At 68.5% G+C, this 18,553-nt stretch carries 18 protein-coding genes; 10 read left to right on the top strand and 8 right to left on the bottom strand.

Annotated features, from left to right (window positions below):
• Positions 1-45 precede the first annotated feature (45 nt).
• The 6 genes from DKM19_RS46495 (at position 46) to DKM19_RS46520 (ending at position 5,631) form a co-directional block, all read left to right on the top strand.
• Positions 46-780, top strand: coding sequence for an ABC transporter permease (locus tag DKM19_RS46495; RefSeq protein WP_110704979.1), 735 nt, complete (start codon positions 46-48; stop codon positions 778-780).
• Positions 781-821: 41 nt separating this feature from the next.
• On the top strand, positions 822-1,541 hold the full coding sequence (locus DKM19_RS46500) for a phosphodiesterase (RefSeq protein ID WP_239513966.1): 720 nt from the start codon (positions 822-824) through the stop codon (positions 1,539-1,541).
• A gap of 803 nt (positions 1,542-2,344) precedes the next feature.
• Positions 2,345-2,836: a sigma-70 family RNA polymerase sigma factor gene (locus DKM19_RS46505; RefSeq protein WP_239514546.1), complete on the top strand. Its 492-nt coding sequence runs from the start codon at positions 2,345-2,347 to the stop codon at positions 2,834-2,836.
• Positions 2,833-3,561, top strand: coding sequence for an anti-sigma factor (locus tag DKM19_RS46510; protein WP_110704981.1), 729 nt, complete (start codon positions 2,833-2,835; stop codon positions 3,559-3,561). The genes DKM19_RS46505 and DKM19_RS46510 overlap by 4 nt, the downstream gene beginning before the upstream one ends.
• A 166-nt stretch (positions 3,562-3,727) precedes the next feature.
• Complete coding sequence (locus DKM19_RS46515; RefSeq protein ID WP_162642292.1) at positions 3,728-4,675, top strand: CHRD domain-containing protein; 948 nt, start codon at positions 3,728-3,730, stop codon at positions 4,673-4,675.
• A gap of 410 nt (positions 4,676-5,085) precedes the next feature.
• Positions 5,086-5,631: a GNAT family N-acetyltransferase gene (locus DKM19_RS46520; protein WP_110704983.1), complete on the top strand. Its 546-nt coding sequence runs from the start codon at positions 5,086-5,088 to the stop codon at positions 5,629-5,631.
• 74 nt (positions 5,632-5,705) lie between these two features.
• On the opposite strand, the gene DKM19_RS46525 is transcribed toward DKM19_RS46520, so the two are convergent.
• Positions 5,706-6,437 carry a TetR/AcrR family transcriptional regulator gene (locus tag DKM19_RS46525; RefSeq protein ID WP_110704984.1) on the bottom strand — a complete coding sequence of 244 codons (732 nt, stop codon included), beginning with the start codon at positions 6,435-6,437 and terminating at the stop codon, positions 5,706-5,708.
• Between the two features lie 266 nt (positions 6,438-6,703).
• Between DKM19_RS46525 and DKM19_RS46530 the strand changes: the two genes are divergently transcribed.
• The gene (locus DKM19_RS46530) at positions 6,704-8,209 is read left to right on the top strand and encodes a GMC family oxidoreductase (protein WP_110704985.1); all 1,506 of its coding nucleotides are present in this window, start codon (positions 6,704-6,706) and stop codon (positions 8,207-8,209) included.
• A gap of 102 nt (positions 8,210-8,311) precedes the next feature.
• Here the strand turns inward: DKM19_RS46530 and DKM19_RS46535 are convergent, their stop codons facing one another.
• Positions 8,312-8,719, bottom strand: coding sequence for a cupin domain-containing protein (locus DKM19_RS46535; protein WP_110704986.1), 408 nt, complete (start codon positions 8,717-8,719; stop codon positions 8,312-8,314).
• A gap of 97 nt (positions 8,720-8,816) precedes the next feature.
• Between DKM19_RS46535 and DKM19_RS46540 the strand changes: the two genes are divergently transcribed.
• Complete coding sequence (locus DKM19_RS46540) at positions 8,817-9,815, top strand: helix-turn-helix domain-containing protein (protein WP_204358543.1); 999 nt, start codon at positions 8,817-8,819, stop codon at positions 9,813-9,815.
• Between the two features lie 48 nt (positions 9,816-9,863).
• Here DKM19_RS46540 and dnaB read toward each other — a convergent pair whose 3' ends face one another.
• Positions 9,864-11,219, bottom strand: a complete 1,356-nt coding sequence (gene dnaB / locus DKM19_RS46545; RefSeq protein WP_089209113.1) for a replicative DNA helicase — start codon at positions 11,217-11,219, stop codon at positions 9,864-9,866.
• 333 nt (positions 11,220-11,552) lie between these two features.
• On the opposite strand from dnaB, the gene DKM19_RS46550 reads away from it, so the two are divergent.
• Complete coding sequence (locus DKM19_RS46550) at positions 11,553-12,863, top strand: MATE family efflux transporter (protein ID WP_110704988.1); 1,311 nt, start codon at positions 11,553-11,555, stop codon at positions 12,861-12,863.
• Positions 12,864-13,016: 153 nt separating this feature from the next.
• Positions 13,017-14,528 carry an APC family permease gene (locus tag DKM19_RS46555; RefSeq protein ID WP_239513967.1) on the top strand — a complete coding sequence of 504 codons (1,512 nt, stop codon included), beginning with the start codon at positions 13,017-13,019 and terminating at the stop codon, positions 14,526-14,528.
• Positions 14,529-14,544: 16 nt separating this feature from the next.
• On the opposite strand, the gene DKM19_RS46560 is transcribed toward DKM19_RS46555, so the two are convergent.
• From DKM19_RS46560 to rpsR, 5 genes are all read right to left on the bottom strand, one after another.
• Positions 14,545-15,288: an amino acid ABC transporter ATP-binding protein gene (locus DKM19_RS46560; RefSeq protein ID WP_204358544.1), complete on the bottom strand. Its 744-nt coding sequence runs from the start codon at positions 15,286-15,288 to the stop codon at positions 14,545-14,547.
• Positions 15,289-15,595: 307 nt separating this feature from the next.
• Entirely contained in the window at positions 15,596-16,444 is an 849-nt protein-coding gene (locus DKM19_RS46565) for an amino acid ABC transporter permease (RefSeq protein WP_110706477.1), read from the bottom strand.
• Between the two features lie 91 nt (positions 16,445-16,535).
• Positions 16,536-17,396 (bottom strand): ABC transporter substrate-binding protein, encoded by an 861-nt coding sequence (locus tag DKM19_RS46570; protein ID WP_110704989.1) that lies wholly within the window; start codon positions 17,394-17,396, stop codon positions 16,536-16,538.
• 426 nt (positions 17,397-17,822) lie between these two features.
• Positions 17,823-18,269 carry a 50S ribosomal protein L9 gene (gene rplI, locus DKM19_RS46575; protein ID WP_110704990.1) on the bottom strand — a complete coding sequence of 149 codons (447 nt, stop codon included), beginning with the start codon at positions 18,267-18,269 and terminating at the stop codon, positions 17,823-17,825.
• A gap of 14 nt (positions 18,270-18,283) precedes the next feature.
• Complete coding sequence (gene rpsR / locus DKM19_RS46580; protein WP_012895699.1) at positions 18,284-18,520, bottom strand: 30S ribosomal protein S18; 237 nt, start codon at positions 18,518-18,520, stop codon at positions 18,284-18,286.
• Positions 18,521-18,553 lie beyond the last annotated feature (33 nt).

Below are 18,553 nucleotides of genomic sequence, written 5' to 3' on the forward strand. Positions count from 1 at the left end.
CCGCCCCGGGCCGAAGCCCGGGGCCTTCGCACCAGAAGGACTCAGATGAACAAGATGCTCTTGATCGAGGCCAAGCTCCTCCTCCGGGAGCCGGGCGGTCCGATCTTCGCGATCCTGCTCCCCCTGGCGCTCCTGCTCGGGCTGGGCAGCACCTCCGGGCTCCAGGAGACCATTCCCGAGCTGGGCGGGGAGCGGATGATCGACACCCAGTTCCCCAGCATGATGGTGCTCCTGTCCGTGGTGACGATGGCGCTGACCATACTTCCCGCCACGTTGGTGACCTATCGGGAGAACGGCGTGCTGCGCCGGCTGTCCACCACCCCGATCAGACCGGTCCGGCTGCTGGTCGCCCAGGTCGTGAACAACCTGGCGATGGCGGTCGTCGCCACGGCCCTTCTCATCGCCTTGGGCCGGCTCGTCCTCGGCTCGGCCCTGCCGAAGAACGCCCTGGCGTTCACGGGGGTGTTCGTGCTCGGCACCGCGTCGATGTTCGGCCTGGGACTGCTGATCGCCGCCGTGGCGCCCAACGCCAAGGTCGCGCCCGCCATCGGCTCGCTGCTGATGTTCCCGCTGCTCTACGTATCCGGCATGTGGACCCCCCGGGAGACGATGCCCGAACTCCTCCAGCGGATCGGCGACTTCCTGCCGATGGCTCCTTTCGGCGACGCGCTCCGCGCGACCTGGGCGGGTCACGCGCCGCAGCCGCTGCACCTGGTGGTCATGGCGGCCACCGTACTGATCACCGGGGTGGCGGCCTCGCGGCTGTTCCGGTGGGAGTGATCCGCGTGTGCCACGCTTGGACGATGCTGACACTGGCTCATGTGAGCGACACCCATCTCGACGACTCCCCCCGCAGCATCGACAGGACCCGAGCCGTCATGCGGCACCTGGACAGCCTGCCCGGCCCCCTGGACGCGGTCATCGTGACCGGGGACATCGCCGACAACGGCCTGGCCGAGGAGTACGAGACCGCGCGCGAGCTGCTGGCCTCCCGCTATCCGACGGTGATCTGCCCGGGCAACCACGACGTCCGCCAGGCGTTCAGGAAGGTCCTTCTCGACCAGGACGGCGACGGCCCGGTCAACCAGGTCCTCCGGCTCGACGGCCTCACCGTCGCCCTGTGCGACTCCAGCGTCCCCGGGCGGCCCGAGGGCTTCCTGGAGGACGAGACGATCGCCTGGCTGGAGGCCCTGCTCGCCGAGTCCCCGGGCACCCCGGCCCTCGTGGGCATGCACCATCCGCCGGTGACCCTCGGAATCCCCTACGTGGACGAGATCAGGCTGCGGAACCCGGAGCGACTGGAGGAGGTCCTGCGGCGGCACCCGCAGGTGGCGGCCGTTGTCACCGGCCACGCCCACACCGCGGCGAGCACCACTTTCGCGGGCCTGCCGCTGGTCGTCGCCCCCGGCGTCATCTCCACCCTGATGCTCACTCCGGAGCTCGCCTCACCGTCCCCCGTCGACTTCGGCCTGCCGCCCCAGATCGCCATGCACGTCTTCGAGGACGGCCGCCTCACCACCCACTTCCGCCCGATCATCTGATCGCGGGAGTCTCACCCCGCCGGACCGGCGGGGTTCAAGGACAGCCACCTCACCCCCCCACGGCCACCCGCCGTCTGATCGCGGGATCTCCCCACCGAACCGACGGGATTCTCGCGGGTCAGGGCTGCGAACCTGCCTGCCGGAGCCCGCTTCCGAGAGCCGCCGGAGCCGTTTTCCGGAGGCTGCCGGGGCCACTTTCCGGGGGCTCACATCCGGGAAGACGTCCGGGAGAGATCCTCCTTCTTCGAAGGTTTCCCCAGGTCATCGAAAATTCCCTGAGATTTGTTGAACCCTCCTCGGTTCCCGCCCCGTACTGACTGCCGAAGGCGGAATCGCCCGGCCGCCGACGCGGGGACGAGAGGGGTGACCATGAACATCTGGGGGCAAGCGGTTCCGGCCGGCACCGTACCCACCGTGGAATCCCCGCCCAGCACCCGTGGCCGCGAGGTCATGAACGGCAACCGTGCCCGTGAGGCCGCGGACTGTGGCCGTGAGGCCGTGAACAGCACACGCAGCCGTGACGCTGCGAGCCGTGGCCGCAAAGTTGTGAAATATGTCCGGTTTGTCGCAATTGCGAGCCACGCGGCGATTCAGCGTGCGGATAAGATCCAAGTTCACAATCAGGACGACCGCGCGTTCGCGCGGACCGAGGGATGCGGGCCATGATGAGACAGAGCACCTGTCCTCCTCTGCCGGCCGATCCCCTCGGAGCCAGACCTATTGTGAACGCCTCCCGCAAACCGGGTGGGCGACGGAGCTGGCTCCGTCACCTGAGCCCGGTCGACAACTCGAACGACGAGCTGATCGTCTCCGAGCTGTATCGCGAGTACCACCGGCCGCTGCTCGCCTTCGTCGTACGGCTTACGTGGGGCGATGTGCAGTGGGCCGAGGACGTGGTGCAGGAGACCATGCTCAGGGCATGGCGAAGCGCGGACCAGTTCGACTCCGAGGCTCCCTCCCTGATGCCCTGGCTGGCGACGGTGGCCAGACGTATCGTGATCGACGACCAGCGCCGCAGGGATGTGCGTCCCCACGAGGCGGATGAGGGACCTCTGGAGAGTGTGCCTATGCCCGATCAGATGGAGGGCCTCCTCCATCAGGTCGTCGTGTCGGACGCGCTCACGTCGTTGTCCCCCGCCCACCGCGAGATCCTGAACGAGACGATCCTCCGTGACCGGTCGGTGAACGAGGCCGCCGAGCTGCTCGGCATTCCCGTGGGCACCGTGAAGTCACGGGTCTACTACGCCCTTCGCGCTCTTCGCGTCGCGCTGGAGGAGCGGGGGGTGACGGCATGACCCCGGAGGTCGAACACACCGACGTGGGCGCCTACGCCCTGGGACTCCTTGAGGAGGACGACCGGCGGGCCTTCTCCGCGCACCTCGCGGACTGCCCCTCCTGTACGGCGGAGCTGACCGAGTTGTCCGGCATGGCGAATGTGCTCGCCGGCATCGACCCCGTCGAGGACGAGAAGGACCAGAAGAACGAACACACCGGCGGGGTCCCTCACGCAGAGGTGATCGACCTGCTCCGGCGGAAGAAGGCCGCTGACCGGCGCGCCCGCAGGGGGACGTTCGTCATCGGCGCCGCCGCCGCCGTCACCCTGGTGGCCGGTGGGATCACGGTGGGCTCCGTGATCTCGGGCGGCGAAGGGACCGCTCCAATCGCCCACTCCACACACAGCCCCGCGCAGGAGTCCTTCGAGGAGGGCACGCCGATCGCGGGGACGGGCGCCGACGGCGTCTCCGGCGGCCTGGTGCTGGAGGCGAAGGGCTGGGGCACCCACGCGGCTCTCGAACTCAAGGGCGTCAAGGGTCCCCTGGAGTGCGAGCTGGTCGCCGTCTCCAAGACCGGCGAGAGGCGGACCGTCACCGGATGGGCGGTGCCGGCAAAGGGATACGGGGTCCCCGGCTCTCCCAGAGCGCTCTACGTGCACGGGGGAACAGCACTCTCATCCGGGGATATCGACCACTTCGAGGTGAGCACGACCAGCGGAAAAACGTTACTCACTGTAAAAATTTGAGCGGCCATCATAGCCCTCCCATTCAGTGGGAGGGCACATTTATGACCGTTCGGCAGTGTGTAATTTTACGGATTCCCGAATTGAACCGGTATGGCCTCTCACCCCGTATAACGTGCGGAAAGCCTGACGGCTTTACCTATTCCGCACGTCAATGAGAGGTAGATCCATGTTCAAGCCCACCGTCGCACTCCCCGGCGTGGCCCTCGTCACCGTCGTGGCCGCCGCCGCCCTGGCACCGGCCGCGTCCGCGTCCGTCTCGACGTCCGCTGACGCCGCGCAGACCGCCACCGCGAGCACCGCGGACAGCTACTACGCCGCCACCCTTGTCGGCAGGAACGAGGTGCCCGTCAAGGGCGGCCCGAAGGTCGGCGACAAGAACGGCGACGCCTACGCCGTGATCCGTATCCACGGCAACGAGATCTCCTACGCCGTACGGTGGGATGGCATCGCCACCCCCACCGCGTTCCACATCCACAGCGGCAAGGCCGGTAAGAACGGCGACGTCAAGGTCCCCTTCTTCATGGAGGCACTGCCCGGCAGCGCGAAGGCCCTCGCCGGCACCGTCAAGGCCGACGGCGGCACCGTGTCCGGGATCAAGAGGAACCCGAGCAACTGGTACTTCAACGTGCACACCGGCGAGTTCCCCGGCGGCGCCGTGCGCGCCCAGCTGCGCAAGATCCGCCCGATCCAGCTGGCCGCGATCCTCGCCCAGGACACGCACGCCTCGTTCCACGCCCTGGCCAACGGCAAGAACGAGGTGCCCTCGCCCGGCAAGAAGGTCGGCGACAAGAACGGCAGCGCCGAGTGGATCGTCGGCATCCGCGGATCCAAGCTGTACTACGCCACCATCTGGGACAGGATCGCCGCTCCCACCAACGGCCACATCCACAGCGGCAAGAAGGGCGTCAACGGCCCCGTCGCGGTTGACCTGTTCGCCGACTCGAACGGCCTGCCCAAGGGCGTCACGGGAATCGCCGGCTCCGCGTCGGTGAAGTCCAGCGTCGCCGGTGGGATCAAGAAGAACCCGAAGAACTGGTACACCAACCTGCACACCTCCGAGTTCCCCGACGGTGCGGTGCGCGGCCAGCTCTACAGCTCCCACGCCGGCTGGTAAAAGATCGCATGATGGTCGCGAGCGACCAGGCCGGCCACGGGAGTCACCGGGCCGACCCCGAGACGACGCCCGCCGTACGGAGCAGAGGCTCCCTGCGGCGGGCGTCCGCATGACAGCCCCCCGGCTGTGATTCTGCACCCGTCACGCTTCGGAGAAGCCGACCGTCTCCCTCCACCGCGAGCGAGTGCGGCGCGGCGTGAACGGGCCGCCCGGGGTCGGCGACCCCGGACAGACGCTCAGGCAGCGCCCCCGTCAAGGCGCCGATCAGGCCGCGTATCGTCAGGCCGGATCCGCCCTTTGGGTCGGACACCCCGAAAAAATGTCCGGTAATGTACCGTTTCCTGATGCTGTAGATCCCACTAAGCCCTGACGATCACATCACCTTGTCATCCGTCGAGAGGACCATTCCCATGGACACCACCGCCCGGATCACGGAGCCGATCTTTCGTATCGCCACCATCGCCGACGTTCCCGCGCTGGTGGCCCTGATCGATTCGGCATATCGCGGGGAGTCGAGCCGAGCCGGCTGGACGAGCGAGGCCGATCTGCTGCACGGGCAGCGGACGGACGCCGGGAGTGTGGCCGCGGCGGTCGAGGAGCCGGACGGCCTGGTGGTGGTCATGGAGGCGGACGGTGAGGTCGTCGCCTGCTGCCAGATCCAGAGCAGGCGCGAGCACGCGTACTTCGGAATGTTCGCCGTACGTCCCACGCTGCAGGGCGGCGGCTTCGGCAGGGCGGTCCTCGCCGAGGCCGAGCGCTTCGCCCGCGACGAGTGGGGCCTGGACGAGATGCAGATGACGGTGATCTCGGCCCGCGAGGAGCTCGTGGCCTGGTACGTGCGCCGCGGCTACGCCCGCACCGGCCAGATGATCCCGTTCCCGTATGACGACGAGAGCGTCGGCGTGCCGACCCGCGAAGGACTGGAGCTCGAACTGCTGGTCAAGAAGATCGGCTGAGCAGCGGGATCACCGTCGTCGCGCCCGGCGAGCCGTAGCGGACCGGCACGCCGTGAGGTCCCTCGGTTACGGCCTCACCGCGCGCCGTCAGGCTCGGCCCTGACCGGGGTCGTGCTGGGCGCGTCGGCCATGCGGTCGAGCCAGTCGGCCAGCAGCGCGCGCTCGTTGGCCGTCAGGGTGTCGGTGCCGTCGTGACGCAGCGCCTCCCGCAGCGCGACGGCGCGGTTCGGGACGCCGGTCGCCGACGCGGGATCAGGTCCGTCGCCGGTCGTGATCGTGCGCAGCACATGGTCGCGGGCGATCGTCGACAGTTCGAGGTCCCGCTCCGCGGGCGGGGTCGCGAGCAGTGACAGGACGACCCCCACCGCGGTGGCGTGCACAAGTTGCACGGCCCGCTCCACGCTCATTCGCAACTGGCCGGCCGCCGCCACCCGCGCGATGAGCCGGTGCAGCATGACGATGGCCTCCCGGCCCGCCAGTCCTTCACCGGAGCGGGCCTCGCCGTACATCAGTATGTAGAAGGCCGGCTTCGACAGGCCGAAGCCCACGTGCAGGCCCCAGGCGCGACTCAGATCGGCCAGGGGGTCATCGGTGACGTCCAAGGCTTTTTTGCCGGTGAGATACTCCTCGAAGCCATAGGCCACGACCGCGTCGAGCAGGCCTTCCTTGTCGCCGAACAGCCGGTACAGCGTCGGCGCCCGCACTCCGGCCGCGGCGCTCACCGCCCGCGTCGACACCGCCTCCCGGCCTCCGCTGGTCAACAGGTCCGCCGCCGCGCGCAGCAGCCGTTCCCGGGTGGTCCCCATCGATGTCTGCACCGTCTCCGCCGTCACGTTCCAATGATATCTAAATTTTGGTAGCGCTGGAACCGTATCGATGATACGTTCAAAATCATATCGATGGAACGGAACCTGGGCGAGCGCCTTTCCCGACCGGCCGTGATGGCGGTCCCGGCGGCGCGGCCACCGCCGATCAGCGGTGAGGTCCCCATCGGCCGAGGCCGGATGACGCCTCGGCGGCGGCACGGAACAGTGCCCGGACACCCACGTCAAACACAGTGAGGGCCGACTCCATGAAATCCCCGGTAGATGGTTATGACTTCATCGTCGTGGGCGGCGGATCCGCCGGCTGCGTGATCGCTTCGCGCCTGTCGGAGAACGGCGGCGCACGCGTGCTCCTGCTGGAGGCCGGGAGCGAGCAGTCGCTCCCGGCCATGGCCGTCCCGTCCGCCTGGCCGACCCTGGTGCGGAGTTCGGCGAGCTGGGGCGAGTTCACCGTCGTGCAGGCCGCCACCGGAACGGCGGCGCTCCTGCCCCGCGGGCGCGGGCTCGGCGGATCGTCGGCCATCAACGCCATGGGCTTCCTGCGTGGGCACCGCTCCAGCTATGACGCGTGGGTCGCGGCCGGCGCGGAGGGTTGGGGGTTCGACGACCTGCTCCCCTACTTCAAGCGCAGCGAGAACACCGCGGGGCGCGATCTCTCCCTGCGGGGAGTCGACGGCCCCCTGAGCGTGGCGCCGGCCGCATCGCCCAACCCGGTGCTGGCGGCATGCCTGGAGGCGGCGGTGGAGACCGGATACCGCCGCGCGAGCGACATCAGCGGCGGGCTGGAGGAGGGGTTCGGCCTGACCGACCTGAACATCGTCGACGGCAGGCGCCAGAGCGCCGCCGACGCCTACCTCACCGCCTTCGCGGCGAACCGTCCCAACCTCGACATCGTGACCGACGCGCTGGTGCACAGGGTGCGGATCGAACACGGCCGCTGCACCGGGGTCGAATACAGCACGGCGGCGGATACGGTCACGGCCCACTGTTCGGGCGAGGTCGTACTGACCGCGGGCAGCATCGGCTCGGCGCAGCTGCTGATGGTCTCCGGCATCGGCCCGCAGGCCCACCTGCGGGAGGTCGGGGTCGAGGTCGTGACGGACCTCCCTGGAGTCGGGGCCAACCTGCACGATCACCCCATCGCCAACGTCGTGTACGGCGCGGCGCAGCCGATCCCCGCCGCGCGGTACAACCACGCTGAGATCGCCGGCCTGCTGCGCAGCGATCCCGCGCTGGACGCGCCCGACCTCCAGATGGTCTTCATCGACGCCCCGGGCCACGTTCCCAACCTCGAACAGGGCTACACCATCGCGGTCTCGGTGATGCTCCCCCGCAGCCGCGGCACGGTCCGGCTCGCGGGCGCCGGAGTGGACACCGCACCGGTGCTGGACCCGAACTACTACGGCGACGACCACGATCTCACCACGATGGTCACCGGCCTGCGTCTGGCCCGGGAGATCGGACGCGCGAGCGCCCTCGATCCCTGGCGCGGCCAGGAAGTCGGCCCCGGCCTGGACGACGACGCCGGCCTGCGCGCCTACGTGCGCGAGACCCTGGCCTCCTACTGCCACCCGGTCGGGACGTGCCGGATCGGCCGGGACGAGATGGCCGTCGTCGACACCGACCTGCGCGTGCACGGCGTCAGCGGGCTCCGGGTGGCCGACGGCTCCGTGATTCCCTCCATCCCGTCCGCCAACACCAACGCGACCGTCTACGCCATCGCCGAACGCGCGGCGGAGCTCATCGGGTCCTGAAGGAACGTTCCGGAGCGGCGCCGACGGCCGCCCGCGGGGTGGGTGCTCCACGACCTCTCCATCGGCCACGCCGACGACCTTGGCCTTCGCCCCAAGAGCGGCTCAGCCGAGGGCGTGACCCGTGGTGGCGTCAACGTGATCGGGAATCGGATCGTGCCGGTCACCGACGCTCACGGTGCCGGTCGGCTCGAACATCAGGATCGAGGCCCCCGTCGCCGACGACGGCCTGTGCTCGACTCCGCGGGGGACGACGAACACCGCACCCCGCGGCAGCGTGACAACACGTTCGCTCCGATCGGGACCCGCGTCGCCGTCGCGCAGGGCGATGGTCAGCTCCCCTTCGAGTGTCAGGAAGAACTCGTCGGTGTTCTCGTGGACATGCCAGACGTGCTCGCCGGCCACCTTGGCGATCCGGAGGTCGTAGTCGTTGACCCGGGTGACGATCCGCGGGCTCCAGAGGTCGTCGAAACCGGCCAGCGCGGCCTGCAGAAGGATGGGTTCATTCATCATGAGGCCATCGTGACCGGTGGCGCCCGGACAGCACGAGTGCTACGAATCGCATATGTCGCATGAATACTCTCAAAACGCCATGGATCGACCTCATCGGGTGACCATGATCGTCGATGAGGGCTCAAACCCGTTCGAGCTGGGCGTGGCGACCGAGCTGTTCGGGCTGCGCCGTCCCGAGCTCGACCGGCCCTGGTACGACTTCACGCTCTGCGCCGCGCTGCCCGCCGTCCGCATGCACTCCGGACTGTTCACGCTGTCCGATGTCGCCGGCCTCGACGCGGTCGACGAGGCCGACACCGTGATCGTGCCCAACCGGCCCGATCCGTTGGTGGAGCCGGCCCCGGCCGTACTGGACGCCATCCGGCGCGGCGCAGCGCGGGGCGCCCGGCTGGTGAGCTTCTGCACCGGCGCCTTCGCCCTCGCCGCGGCCGGCGTCCTCGACGGCCGCCGAGCCACCACGCACTGGAGCTGGGCGGAGTCGTTCGTCACCCGCTATCCCCAGGTTCGCCTCGAACCGGACGTGCTGTTCGTGGACGACGGCGATGTGCTGACCGCGGCGGGCAGCGCGGCCGCGCTGGACCTCTGCCTGCACCTGATCCGCCGCGACCACGGCGCCGAGGTGACCAACGCGGTGAGCCGTCGCCTGGTGTTCGCGGCGCATCGAGACGGCGGCCAGCGGCAGTTCGTCGAACGGCCCATCCCCGCCATACCGGATACGTCCCTGGCCCCCGTACTGACCTGGGCCCAGGAGCGGCTGGACCTGCCACTGACCATCACCGACCTGGCGGCACGCGCGGCGGTCAGCCCCGCCACCCTGCACCGGCGGTTCGGGACCCAGCTCGGCACCACCCCCCTGGCCTGGCTCACCGTCGAAAGGGTCACGCTGGCCTGCCGGCTGATCGAGCGCGGTGAGCTCCGGCTCGACACGGTGGCCCGGCTCAGCGGGCTCGGGACCGCCTCGAACCTGCGCACCCAGCTGCGCCGGCAGACCGGCCTCAGCCCGACCGCCTACCGCCGACGTTTCGGCCCGATCCCCGCGCCGGCCTCAGCCGGTGAGGCGCCGCGTCCGGACGAGAAGGAGGCCGTTCTTTCCTAGCCGAGATCGTCGTTGAGCCGGGACCGAGACGAGAACCCGGAAGATCACCTAATGCGGAGCCATGTCGACGAAGCGGCTGTAGTGGCCCTGGAAGGCCACGGTGACCGTGGCGGTGGGGCCGTTACGGTGCTTGGCCACGATCAGGTCGGCCTCGCCCGCCCGGGGCGACTCGCGCTCATACGCGTCTTCCCGGTGGAGAAGGATGACCATGTCGGCGTCCTGCTCGATGCTTCCTGACTCGCGAAGGTCGCTGACCATGGGCCTTTTGTCCGTTCGCTGCTCGGGGCCACGGTTCAGCTGCGAGATCGCGATGACCGGGACCTCCAGTTCCTTGGCCAGGAGCTTGATGGCACGGGAGATCTCGGAGACCTCGTTCTGGCGGCTCTCCGTCTTCTTCGGCGAGGACATCAGCTGCAGGTAGTCGATGATGACAAACCGCAGGTCGTTACGTTGCTTGAGACGGCGGCACTTGGCCCGGATCTCCATCATCGACATGTTGGGCGAGTCGTCGATGAACAGCGGCGCCTCGGCCACCTCGCCCATCCGCCGGGCCAGCTTGGCCCAGTCGTCGTCGGTCATCGTGCCCGAACGCATGGCGTGCAACGCCACCCGTGCCTCGGCCGACAGCAGACGCATCGTGATCTCATTACGGGACATTTCCAGCGAGAACACAACAGTCGTCATGCCGTGCTTAATAGCGGCAGATCTAGCGAAATCCAGTCCCAAAGTCGACTTACCAATGGCCGGTCTCGCGGCCACAACGATCATCTGGCCGGGGTGCAGGCCGTTGGTGAGGGCGTCGAGGTCCTGGAAGCCCGTCGGGACGCCGACCATCTGGCCGCCTCGGCCGCCGATGGCCTCCAGCTCGTCGAGGGCGCCCGGCATGATGTCGGCCAGGGGGATGTAGTCCTCGGAGGTGCGGCGCTCGGTGACCTTGTAGATCTCTGCCTGGGCGCGGTCGACGAGCTCGTCGACCTCCTCGTCCTGGCCGCCGTAGCCGTAGGAGACGATGCGGGTGCCGGCCTCGATCAGCCGACGGAGGATGGCCTGCTCGCGAACGATCCTCGCGTAGTAGCCCGCGTTCGCGGCGGTGGGCACGACGGCGGTCAGCGTGTGAAGGTAGGCGCCGCCGCCGACCCGGGCGACCTCGCCTCTCTTCTGCAGCTCGTCGAAGATGGTGACGGCGTCGGCGGGGTCGCCGCGGCCGTAGAGATCAATGATGATGTCGTAGATGATCTGATGGGCCGGACGGTAGAAGTCGTCAGATCGGATGATCTCGACCACGTCTGCGATGGCGTCCTTTGACAGGAGCATGCCACCGAGGACGGACTGCTCGGCCTCGATGTTGTTCGGCGGCGTGCGCTCGAACCCAGGCTCGAAGACCGGTGGCTCCGCGATACTCACCGCGCACCCCCCTTCCAACTCGGTCGTGCTATCAACTTGTAGCTGACCGGTCTGACAGTTTCGCGGCTCTTGGGGCCAGTAGCAACGTGGCCTGTCGATAGAGGTGTGGATAAGCTGTGCAGTTCTTCCCCAGAGGTGTGGGCACCCTGGGGACAGTTCTGTGGATAACTCTTATCCACAGGCAGCAAGGGCCGTCTGAGCAGGGAAAACGTCATCCACCGCCTGTGGAGAAAAGAAAGTTGGGGCGACACGCTGAGACTCGCCTCACATGGCATGACCCGCACCCTTCGTCCCGCTGGGGGTCCACCCAAAGGTAAGAGGCACAATTGAGCTGTGCCTCTTACCCTCGGTTCAGGTCGCCGTCACGACAGACAGATCCTCCGGCTCGCCCTTCCCGCCTTCGGCGCCCTGGTCGCCGAGCCGCTGTTCCTGTTGACGGACACCGTCATCGTCAGCCGCCTGCCCGCTCCCGCGCTCGGTGCGGTGGGAGTGGCGAGCACGGTGCTGAGCCTCCTGGTGGGACTGTGCGTGTTCCTGGCCTACGGCACGACGGCGGCCGTGGCCCGGCAGATCGGTGCGGGCAACACTCGGCAGGCGATGCGCCAGGGGGTGGACGGTCTCTGGCTGGCCGCCGGGGTCGGACTGGTGATCATCGTGGTCGTATGGCCGCTCGCACCCTGGCTCGTTCATCTGATCGGCGCCGAGGGAGAGCTCGCCCGGCAGGCCGTGACCTATCTGCGGATCAGTCTGCTGGGCGTGCCGGCCATGTTGCTGGTGCTGGCGGGGACCGGGGTCCTGCGCGGCATGCAGGACACCAGGACACCGCTGCTGGTGTCCGTGGGTTCGTTCACCCTCAACGCGGTGCTCAACGTCGTGTTCGTCCTGGGCCTGGGCTGGGGCGTCGCCGGTTCGGCCTGGGGCACGGTGATGGCCCAGTCGCTCGCCGCCGCCGTCTATCTCGCCCTGATCTTCGGGCGGCAGCGGGCGCCTCTCCGGCCTGATCTCGCGGGTATCAGGGCCGCGGGTTCGGCCGGGATCGCGCTGGTCATCCGTACGGCGTGCCTGCAGGCGGTGCTGCTCATCGCGGCGGGAGTCGCCACCAGGATGGGAGAGGACCAGATCGCGGCCCACACGATCGCCACCAGGATCTGGACCCTGCTGGCGCTGGCCCTGGACGCGATCGCCATCGCCGGGCAGGCCATCACCGGCCGGGCCCTGGGAGCGGGTGACGTGGCGGGGACCCGCGAGGCGACCTGGAGGATGGTCGTGTGGGGGATCGGCTCGGGCGTGGTGCTCGGGTTGCTCGTGGTCGTGGCCAGGCCGTTCGTTCCCGCCGTGTTCGACGCGAATCCGTTCGTGACCGGGGAGCTGCTCGACCTGCTCTGGACGGTGGCGGTCCTGCAGCCGATCGCCGGGGTGGTGTTCGTCCTGGACGGGGTGCTGATCGGCGCCGGGGACCAGCGCTATCTCGCCTGGGCGGGGGTGTGGACGACGCTCGCCTACCTGCCCGCCTCGCTCCTGGTGATCGTCTCCGGCGGCGGCCTGGTCATGCTCTGGATGGCGCTCGGCGTGTGGATGGTGGCTCGGATGATCACCCTGGGACTGCGCGCGTACGGAACCCGGTGGTTGGTGATCGGTGCGTGACCGGGAGGTGTCCACCACGTGACCGGCTAGCCCTTGTACGGCGGCGATCTCCTGCGGCACTGTAAAACGAACCTGGCGATGCGGGTGTTCTCACCACCCATCATGATTGGTCACGTCGTGCCCTTAGGCCCCTCCTCGTCGATCGTGCGCCGTATGCCGCCGAGCCACGCCATGGGGCAGTGGAACAGTGCGCGCCACGGTCTCCCCATGGCCTACGGGCCGGTGGATCTCATCGTCCTCGGCGTCGGCGTCATGATCGGCGCGGGCATTTTCAGCCTCGCCGGCCGCCAGGCCGCCACGATGGCCGGCCCAGGCGTGATCCTCTCCTTCATGATCGCTGGAATTACCAGCCTGCTGGTGGCCTTCTGCTTCGCGGAGCTGTCCTCGGCCATGCCGGCCTCGGGAAGTGCCTACACCTTCACCTACGTCATCTTCGGCGAGGTCTGGGCCTGGATCGTCGGCTGGGCGCTGCTGCTGGAGTTCCTGCTGGCCGCCGCGGCGGTGGCCCGCGCCTGGTCTCTCTACGCCGCCCAGATGCTCACCGATCTCGGTGTGCGCTTTCCCGAGCCGCTTGCCGGGATGGTCGGCCAGGCCGAGGGCTTCGATCTGTTCACGCTGCTCATTCTGGTGTTGCTGACGGCCGTGGTCGCCCTGGGCTCCCGGATCGGCCTGCGCGCCCTGTGGATCATTGTGATCGCCAAGCTGCTGGCCATCGGCGCGGTCATCGTGGTCGGCGCCATCCACTTCGACCAGCGCAACCTCGCCGCCATCCCCGTCCCGGCGGCTCCCGCCACGAAGACCGCGGACACCCTGCACTCCCCGCTGCTCGGCATCGTCTTCGGCCAGACGAGCGCCTTCGGCTGGTTCGGCATCTTCGCCGCCTCGGCTGCCATCACCTTCGCCTACATCGGGTTCGACGTCGTGGCCACCGCGGCGGAGGAGTCCAAGGACGCGCCTCGGTCGATCCCGACGGGCATCATCCGCAGCCTGATCGTCACCACGGTCATCTACATCGCGGTCGCGCTGGTGATGGTCGGCATGACCCCGTACAACAAGATCGACCCCAGCGCCCCGCTCGCCAACGCCTTCCGCCAGGTGGGCAACGGTTTCATGGTGCACATCATCAACGTCGGCGCGGTCCTCGGCCTGACCACCGTCATCCTGGTGCTGCTCGTCGGCCTGACCCGCGTCATGTTCTCCATGGCCCGTGACGGGCTCATCCCCCGCCGGCTAGCCAAGATCAACAAGACCTATCACAACCCGACCGGCGTCACCCTGCTCATCGGCGGCCTGGCGATCCTGCTGGCCGAGTTCGTGCCGGTGCTCACGCTCGAACCGCTGGTCGTGATCGGCGCCCTGTTCGTGTTCGTCGCCGTGGCCGGCGGGGTGATCAGGATGCGGCGGACGATGCCCGACCTGCCCCGGGGCTTTCGCACCCCGCTCTCCCCCGTGGTGCCGATCGCCTCGATCGCCGCCTGCCTGTGGCTCATGGTGAATCTCCAGGTCATCACCTGGCTGTACTTCATCCTCTGGATGGCCTTCGGCGTGCTGGTCTACCTCGGGTACGGCAGGCGCAACAGCGTGCTCGCCGGAGTACGGCCTCCGGCGGAGCCTCCCACCGTCATCCCCTCCGACACCGGGTTCAGGGGCAGGCACCGGCGCTGAGGCCTCGCCAAAGGCTTCACAACCGCCGGGCGGCGATCACACTCTGCAGGAACTCCCGGGTGCGGGGCTGGCCGGGGTCGTTGAAGATCTGCTCGGGGGTGCCGCGTTCGAGGAGCACCCCGCCGTCGAGGAAGCAGACGGTGTCCGCGATCTCGCGGCAGAAGCTCATCTCATGAGTGGTCAGGATCATGGTCATCCCGCCCTCCTTGAGCTCCCGGATGACCCCGAGCACCTCCGTGACCAGCTCCGGGTCCAGCGCCGAGGTGACCTCGTCCAGCAACATCAGGCGGGGCTGCGTGGCCATGGCCCGAATGATGGCGGCGCGTTGCTGCTGGCCGCCGGAGAGCTGGTCGGGGTAGGAGCCCGCCTTGGCCGCCAGACCGAACCTGGCCAGCAGGTCGCGGGCCTGCGCCTCGGCCTGCTCCCTGCCGATCTTGTGCACCTTGCGCGGGGCCAGCGTGATGTTGTCCAGCACGGTCATGTGCGGGAAGAGGTTGAACGCCTGGAACACGATGCCCATGCGCTTCCGCACATCGTCGGCGTCGGCCCGGACGTCGGTGATCTCCTTGCCGTCCAGGTGGATCGTGCCGTCGTCGGCTGTCTCCAGCAGGTTGACGCAGCGCAGCAGGGTGGACTTGCCCGAGCCGGAGGCCCCGATCAGGCAGACCACCTCGTGTGCCTCGACCGTCAGGTCGATCCCGCGCAGCACGTTGTGGCCGTGGTAGTTCTTCCACAGACCCTCGATGGTCAGCAGGCTCATGGATTCTCCTCGCCCGGCGGCTCGCCGGAACACGCTTCAAGACCGCCGCGCCCACCGGCCCGCGGAGCAGGGACGGCCCGCCTACCGGCCCGCGGGGCAGGACCGGATCGGCCGCCGGAACACGTCTCGGGACCGCTTCGCCCACCGGCCCGCGGAGCAGGGACGGCCCGCCTACCGGCCCGCGGGGCAGGACCGGATCGGCCGCCGGAACACGTCTCGGGACCGCTTCGCCCACCGGCCCGCGGATCGGGGCCGCCTCGCCTGCCGGCTCGCGAGGCAGGGTGGCCGTGCCCGCCGTCCTGCCCGGTCACTGGCCTCGCCGCTTCTGTGAGCGGGCCGCCAGGTAGTCGGTGAAGCGGGCCATGGGAATGGTGAGCAGGATGAACAGCAGCGCCGCCGCCAGGTAGGGCGTGTAGTTGAACGTGCTGGCGGCGTGGATCTGCGCCTGGCGCAGCGCCTCCAGCGGGCCGATCGTGGCGACCAGCGCGGTGTCCTTCTGCAGCGAGACGAAGTCGTTGAGCAGCGGTGGCACCACCCGGCGCACCGCCTGGGGAACCACCACGTACCGCATGGTCCTGCCGTGGCTCAGCCCGAGGGACCGGGCGGCGGCCCACTGGCTGGGGTGCACCGACTCGATGCCCGCGCGGAAGACCTCCGCCACGTACGCCCCGTAGGACAGGGTGAGCGCGATGACGCCCAGCGTCGCGAGATCCGTCGGCATGCCTTGCAGGCCGAGCGCGGGCAGGCCGAAGCCGACGAGATAGATGACCAGGATCGTGGGCACGCCGCGGAAGATGTCGGTGTAGGCCACCGCGAGAGCGCGGAGCGGAAAGAACACCGGCGCCCTGAGGTTGCGGGTCAGCGCGACCAGCAGACCCACGATCAGGATCAACGGCTCGGCGATCAGGAAGATCTTGATGTTGAGCAGGAACCCGCTCAGCACCTCCGGCAGCGCGTTCATGAACTGCTCGGAGTTGAAGAACGTCTCCTGGACCCGAGGCCAGCCGGGCGAGTTGGTGAAGACCCAGAAAAGCAGGACGATCACCAGGATCGTCGAGGCCGTCGCGATCGAGCTCGACCGTCGCGACCTCTGCCTGCGGAGCCGCTCCCGCTCCACCTGCCGTTCGCTCTTCACCCAGTCGGTGGGTATCGCCATCTGCCCGTCACTCTTCATCGACCGCCGCCGTACGGCGAGCCGGACACGCTCTCCCCCGGCACGGGGCCGGAGGCCGGTGGCTGCTCGCCGGTCACTTCAGCTCCGGCGCACCCGCGGCCGAGCCGAGCCACTCGGTTTCGATCTTGGCGAGCTCACCGGAGGCGGTCAGCTTGCCGATCGCCTCGTTGACGCAGCTCACCAGCGGGCTGCCCTTCTCGAAGACCGCGCCGAAGACCTCGGGCGCGCCGGAGGCGGTACCGAACTGGCCGACGATCTTGGAGCCCTCGACCTGAGCCGCGGTCACGTAGAACGCGGTGGGCAGGTCCACCACCACGGCGTCGACCTGCTTGTTCTTCAGCGCGTTCACCGCGTCGATCTGCTCGTTGTAGACGTTCAGCTCGGTCGTGGGCTTGATGACGTCCTTGACCGCCTGCAGGGAGGTGGTGCCGACCTGAACGCCGATCTTGGCGTCCTTCAGGCTCGCCAGGTCCGTCGCAGAGGCGATCTTGGAGCCGTCCAGCGCGACCACGGCCTGCTTGACCGTGTAGTAGCCGTCGCTGAAGTCGACGACCTTGGCCCGGTCAGGAGTGACGGAGACCTGGTTGAAGTCGAGGTCGAACTGCTTGGCGCCGGGGGCGAACGCGGAGTCGAACTTCACCGTGGCCCAGGTGATCTCGTTGTTTCCGAAGCCGAGCTGCTTGGCGATCGCGTACGCCACCGCGCTCTCGAAGCCCTTGCCGTTGGCCGGGGTATCGTCCTTGAACCACGGCTCGTAGGCGGGCTTGTCGGTGCCGATGGTCAGCTTGCCCGCCGTCTTCAGCGTGAGCTGGTCCTTGGCACAGGTGGCCGGGGCGGAGGCGGTCGTCTGGGTCGCGGTTTCCGAGGCCGGCGCACAGGCTACCGCGGCCACAGTGAGGGCGCCCAGCGCGAGCAGCATCGAAGGACGGACCATGAAAAACCTCCAGAGCGAAGCAACAACCCCCGAATTGTACGTATCCGCCGTGACTAGGAAGGACGCGGTCTCACCACACGGACACGGGCTCGCGCACGAAGGACATGGTCTCGCCGCAGACACGGGCTCGCGCACGAAGGACATGGTCTCGCCGCAGACACGGGCTTACGCACGAAGGACATGGTCTCGCCGCAGACACGGGCTTACGCACGAAGGACATGGTCTCGCCGCAGACACAGGCTTACGCACGAACGCCGGGAAGAGCGTGGTGTCGCCACTGCCACGGGCTCACACCACGGACATCGGAGATGACGCGGCCTCGCCACGAACCCGGCTCACCCACGGACACCGGGAAGGGCACGGTGTCCCCCCACACGGACAAGGGCTCCTCCCGGGTGGGGAGGAGCCCTTGTCTCATGGGGCCTGTCAGGCCGCGACGACCTCGATGTCGAGGGCGGCGGAGACCTCCGGGTGCAGCTTGACGCTGACCCGGTGAGAGCCGAGGCTCTTGATCGCGGAGGCGATCTCGATGCGACGGCGGTCGAGCAGCGGGCCGCCGGCGGCCTTGACGGCCTCGGCGACGTCGCTCGTGGTGATGGAGCCGAAGAGACGACCGGAGTCGCCCGCCTTCGTCTTCAGGACCACCTTCAGGGACTTGAGCTGGCCGGCGACTTCCTTGGCGGTGCCGACGTCGCGGATCTCGCGGGCGTCGCGGGCCTTCTTGATCGAGGTGATCTGCTTCTCGCCGCCACGCGTCCACAGGATCGCGAAGCCACGGGGGAGCAGGTAGTTGCGGCCGTAGCCGCTCTTGACCTCAACGATGTCACCGGGGGCACCGAGGCCCGTGACCTCACTGGTGAGAATGAGCTTCATTTGTCCGGACCTCCTTAGCGCGCGGTGCTCATGTACGGCAGGAGCGCCATCTCACGAGCGTTCTTGATAGCGGTCGCCACGTCACGCTGGTGCTGGGTGCAGTTGCCCGTCACCCGGCGCGCACGGATCTTGCCGCGGTCGGAGATGAACTTCCGAAGCAGCGCCGTGTCCTTGTAGTCGACGTAGGAGATCTTGTCGTGGCAGAACAGGCAAACCTTCTTCTTAGGCTTGCGCAATGCCGGCTTGGCCATCGTGGTGCTCCTTTCAGAGCCCCGCCGTCAGGC

This window comes from Streptosporangium sp. 'caverna', assembly GCF_003203775.1.
In the GTDB taxonomy this organism is placed as follows: domain Bacteria; phylum Actinomycetota; class Actinomycetes; order Streptosporangiales; family Streptosporangiaceae; genus Streptosporangium; species Streptosporangium subroseum.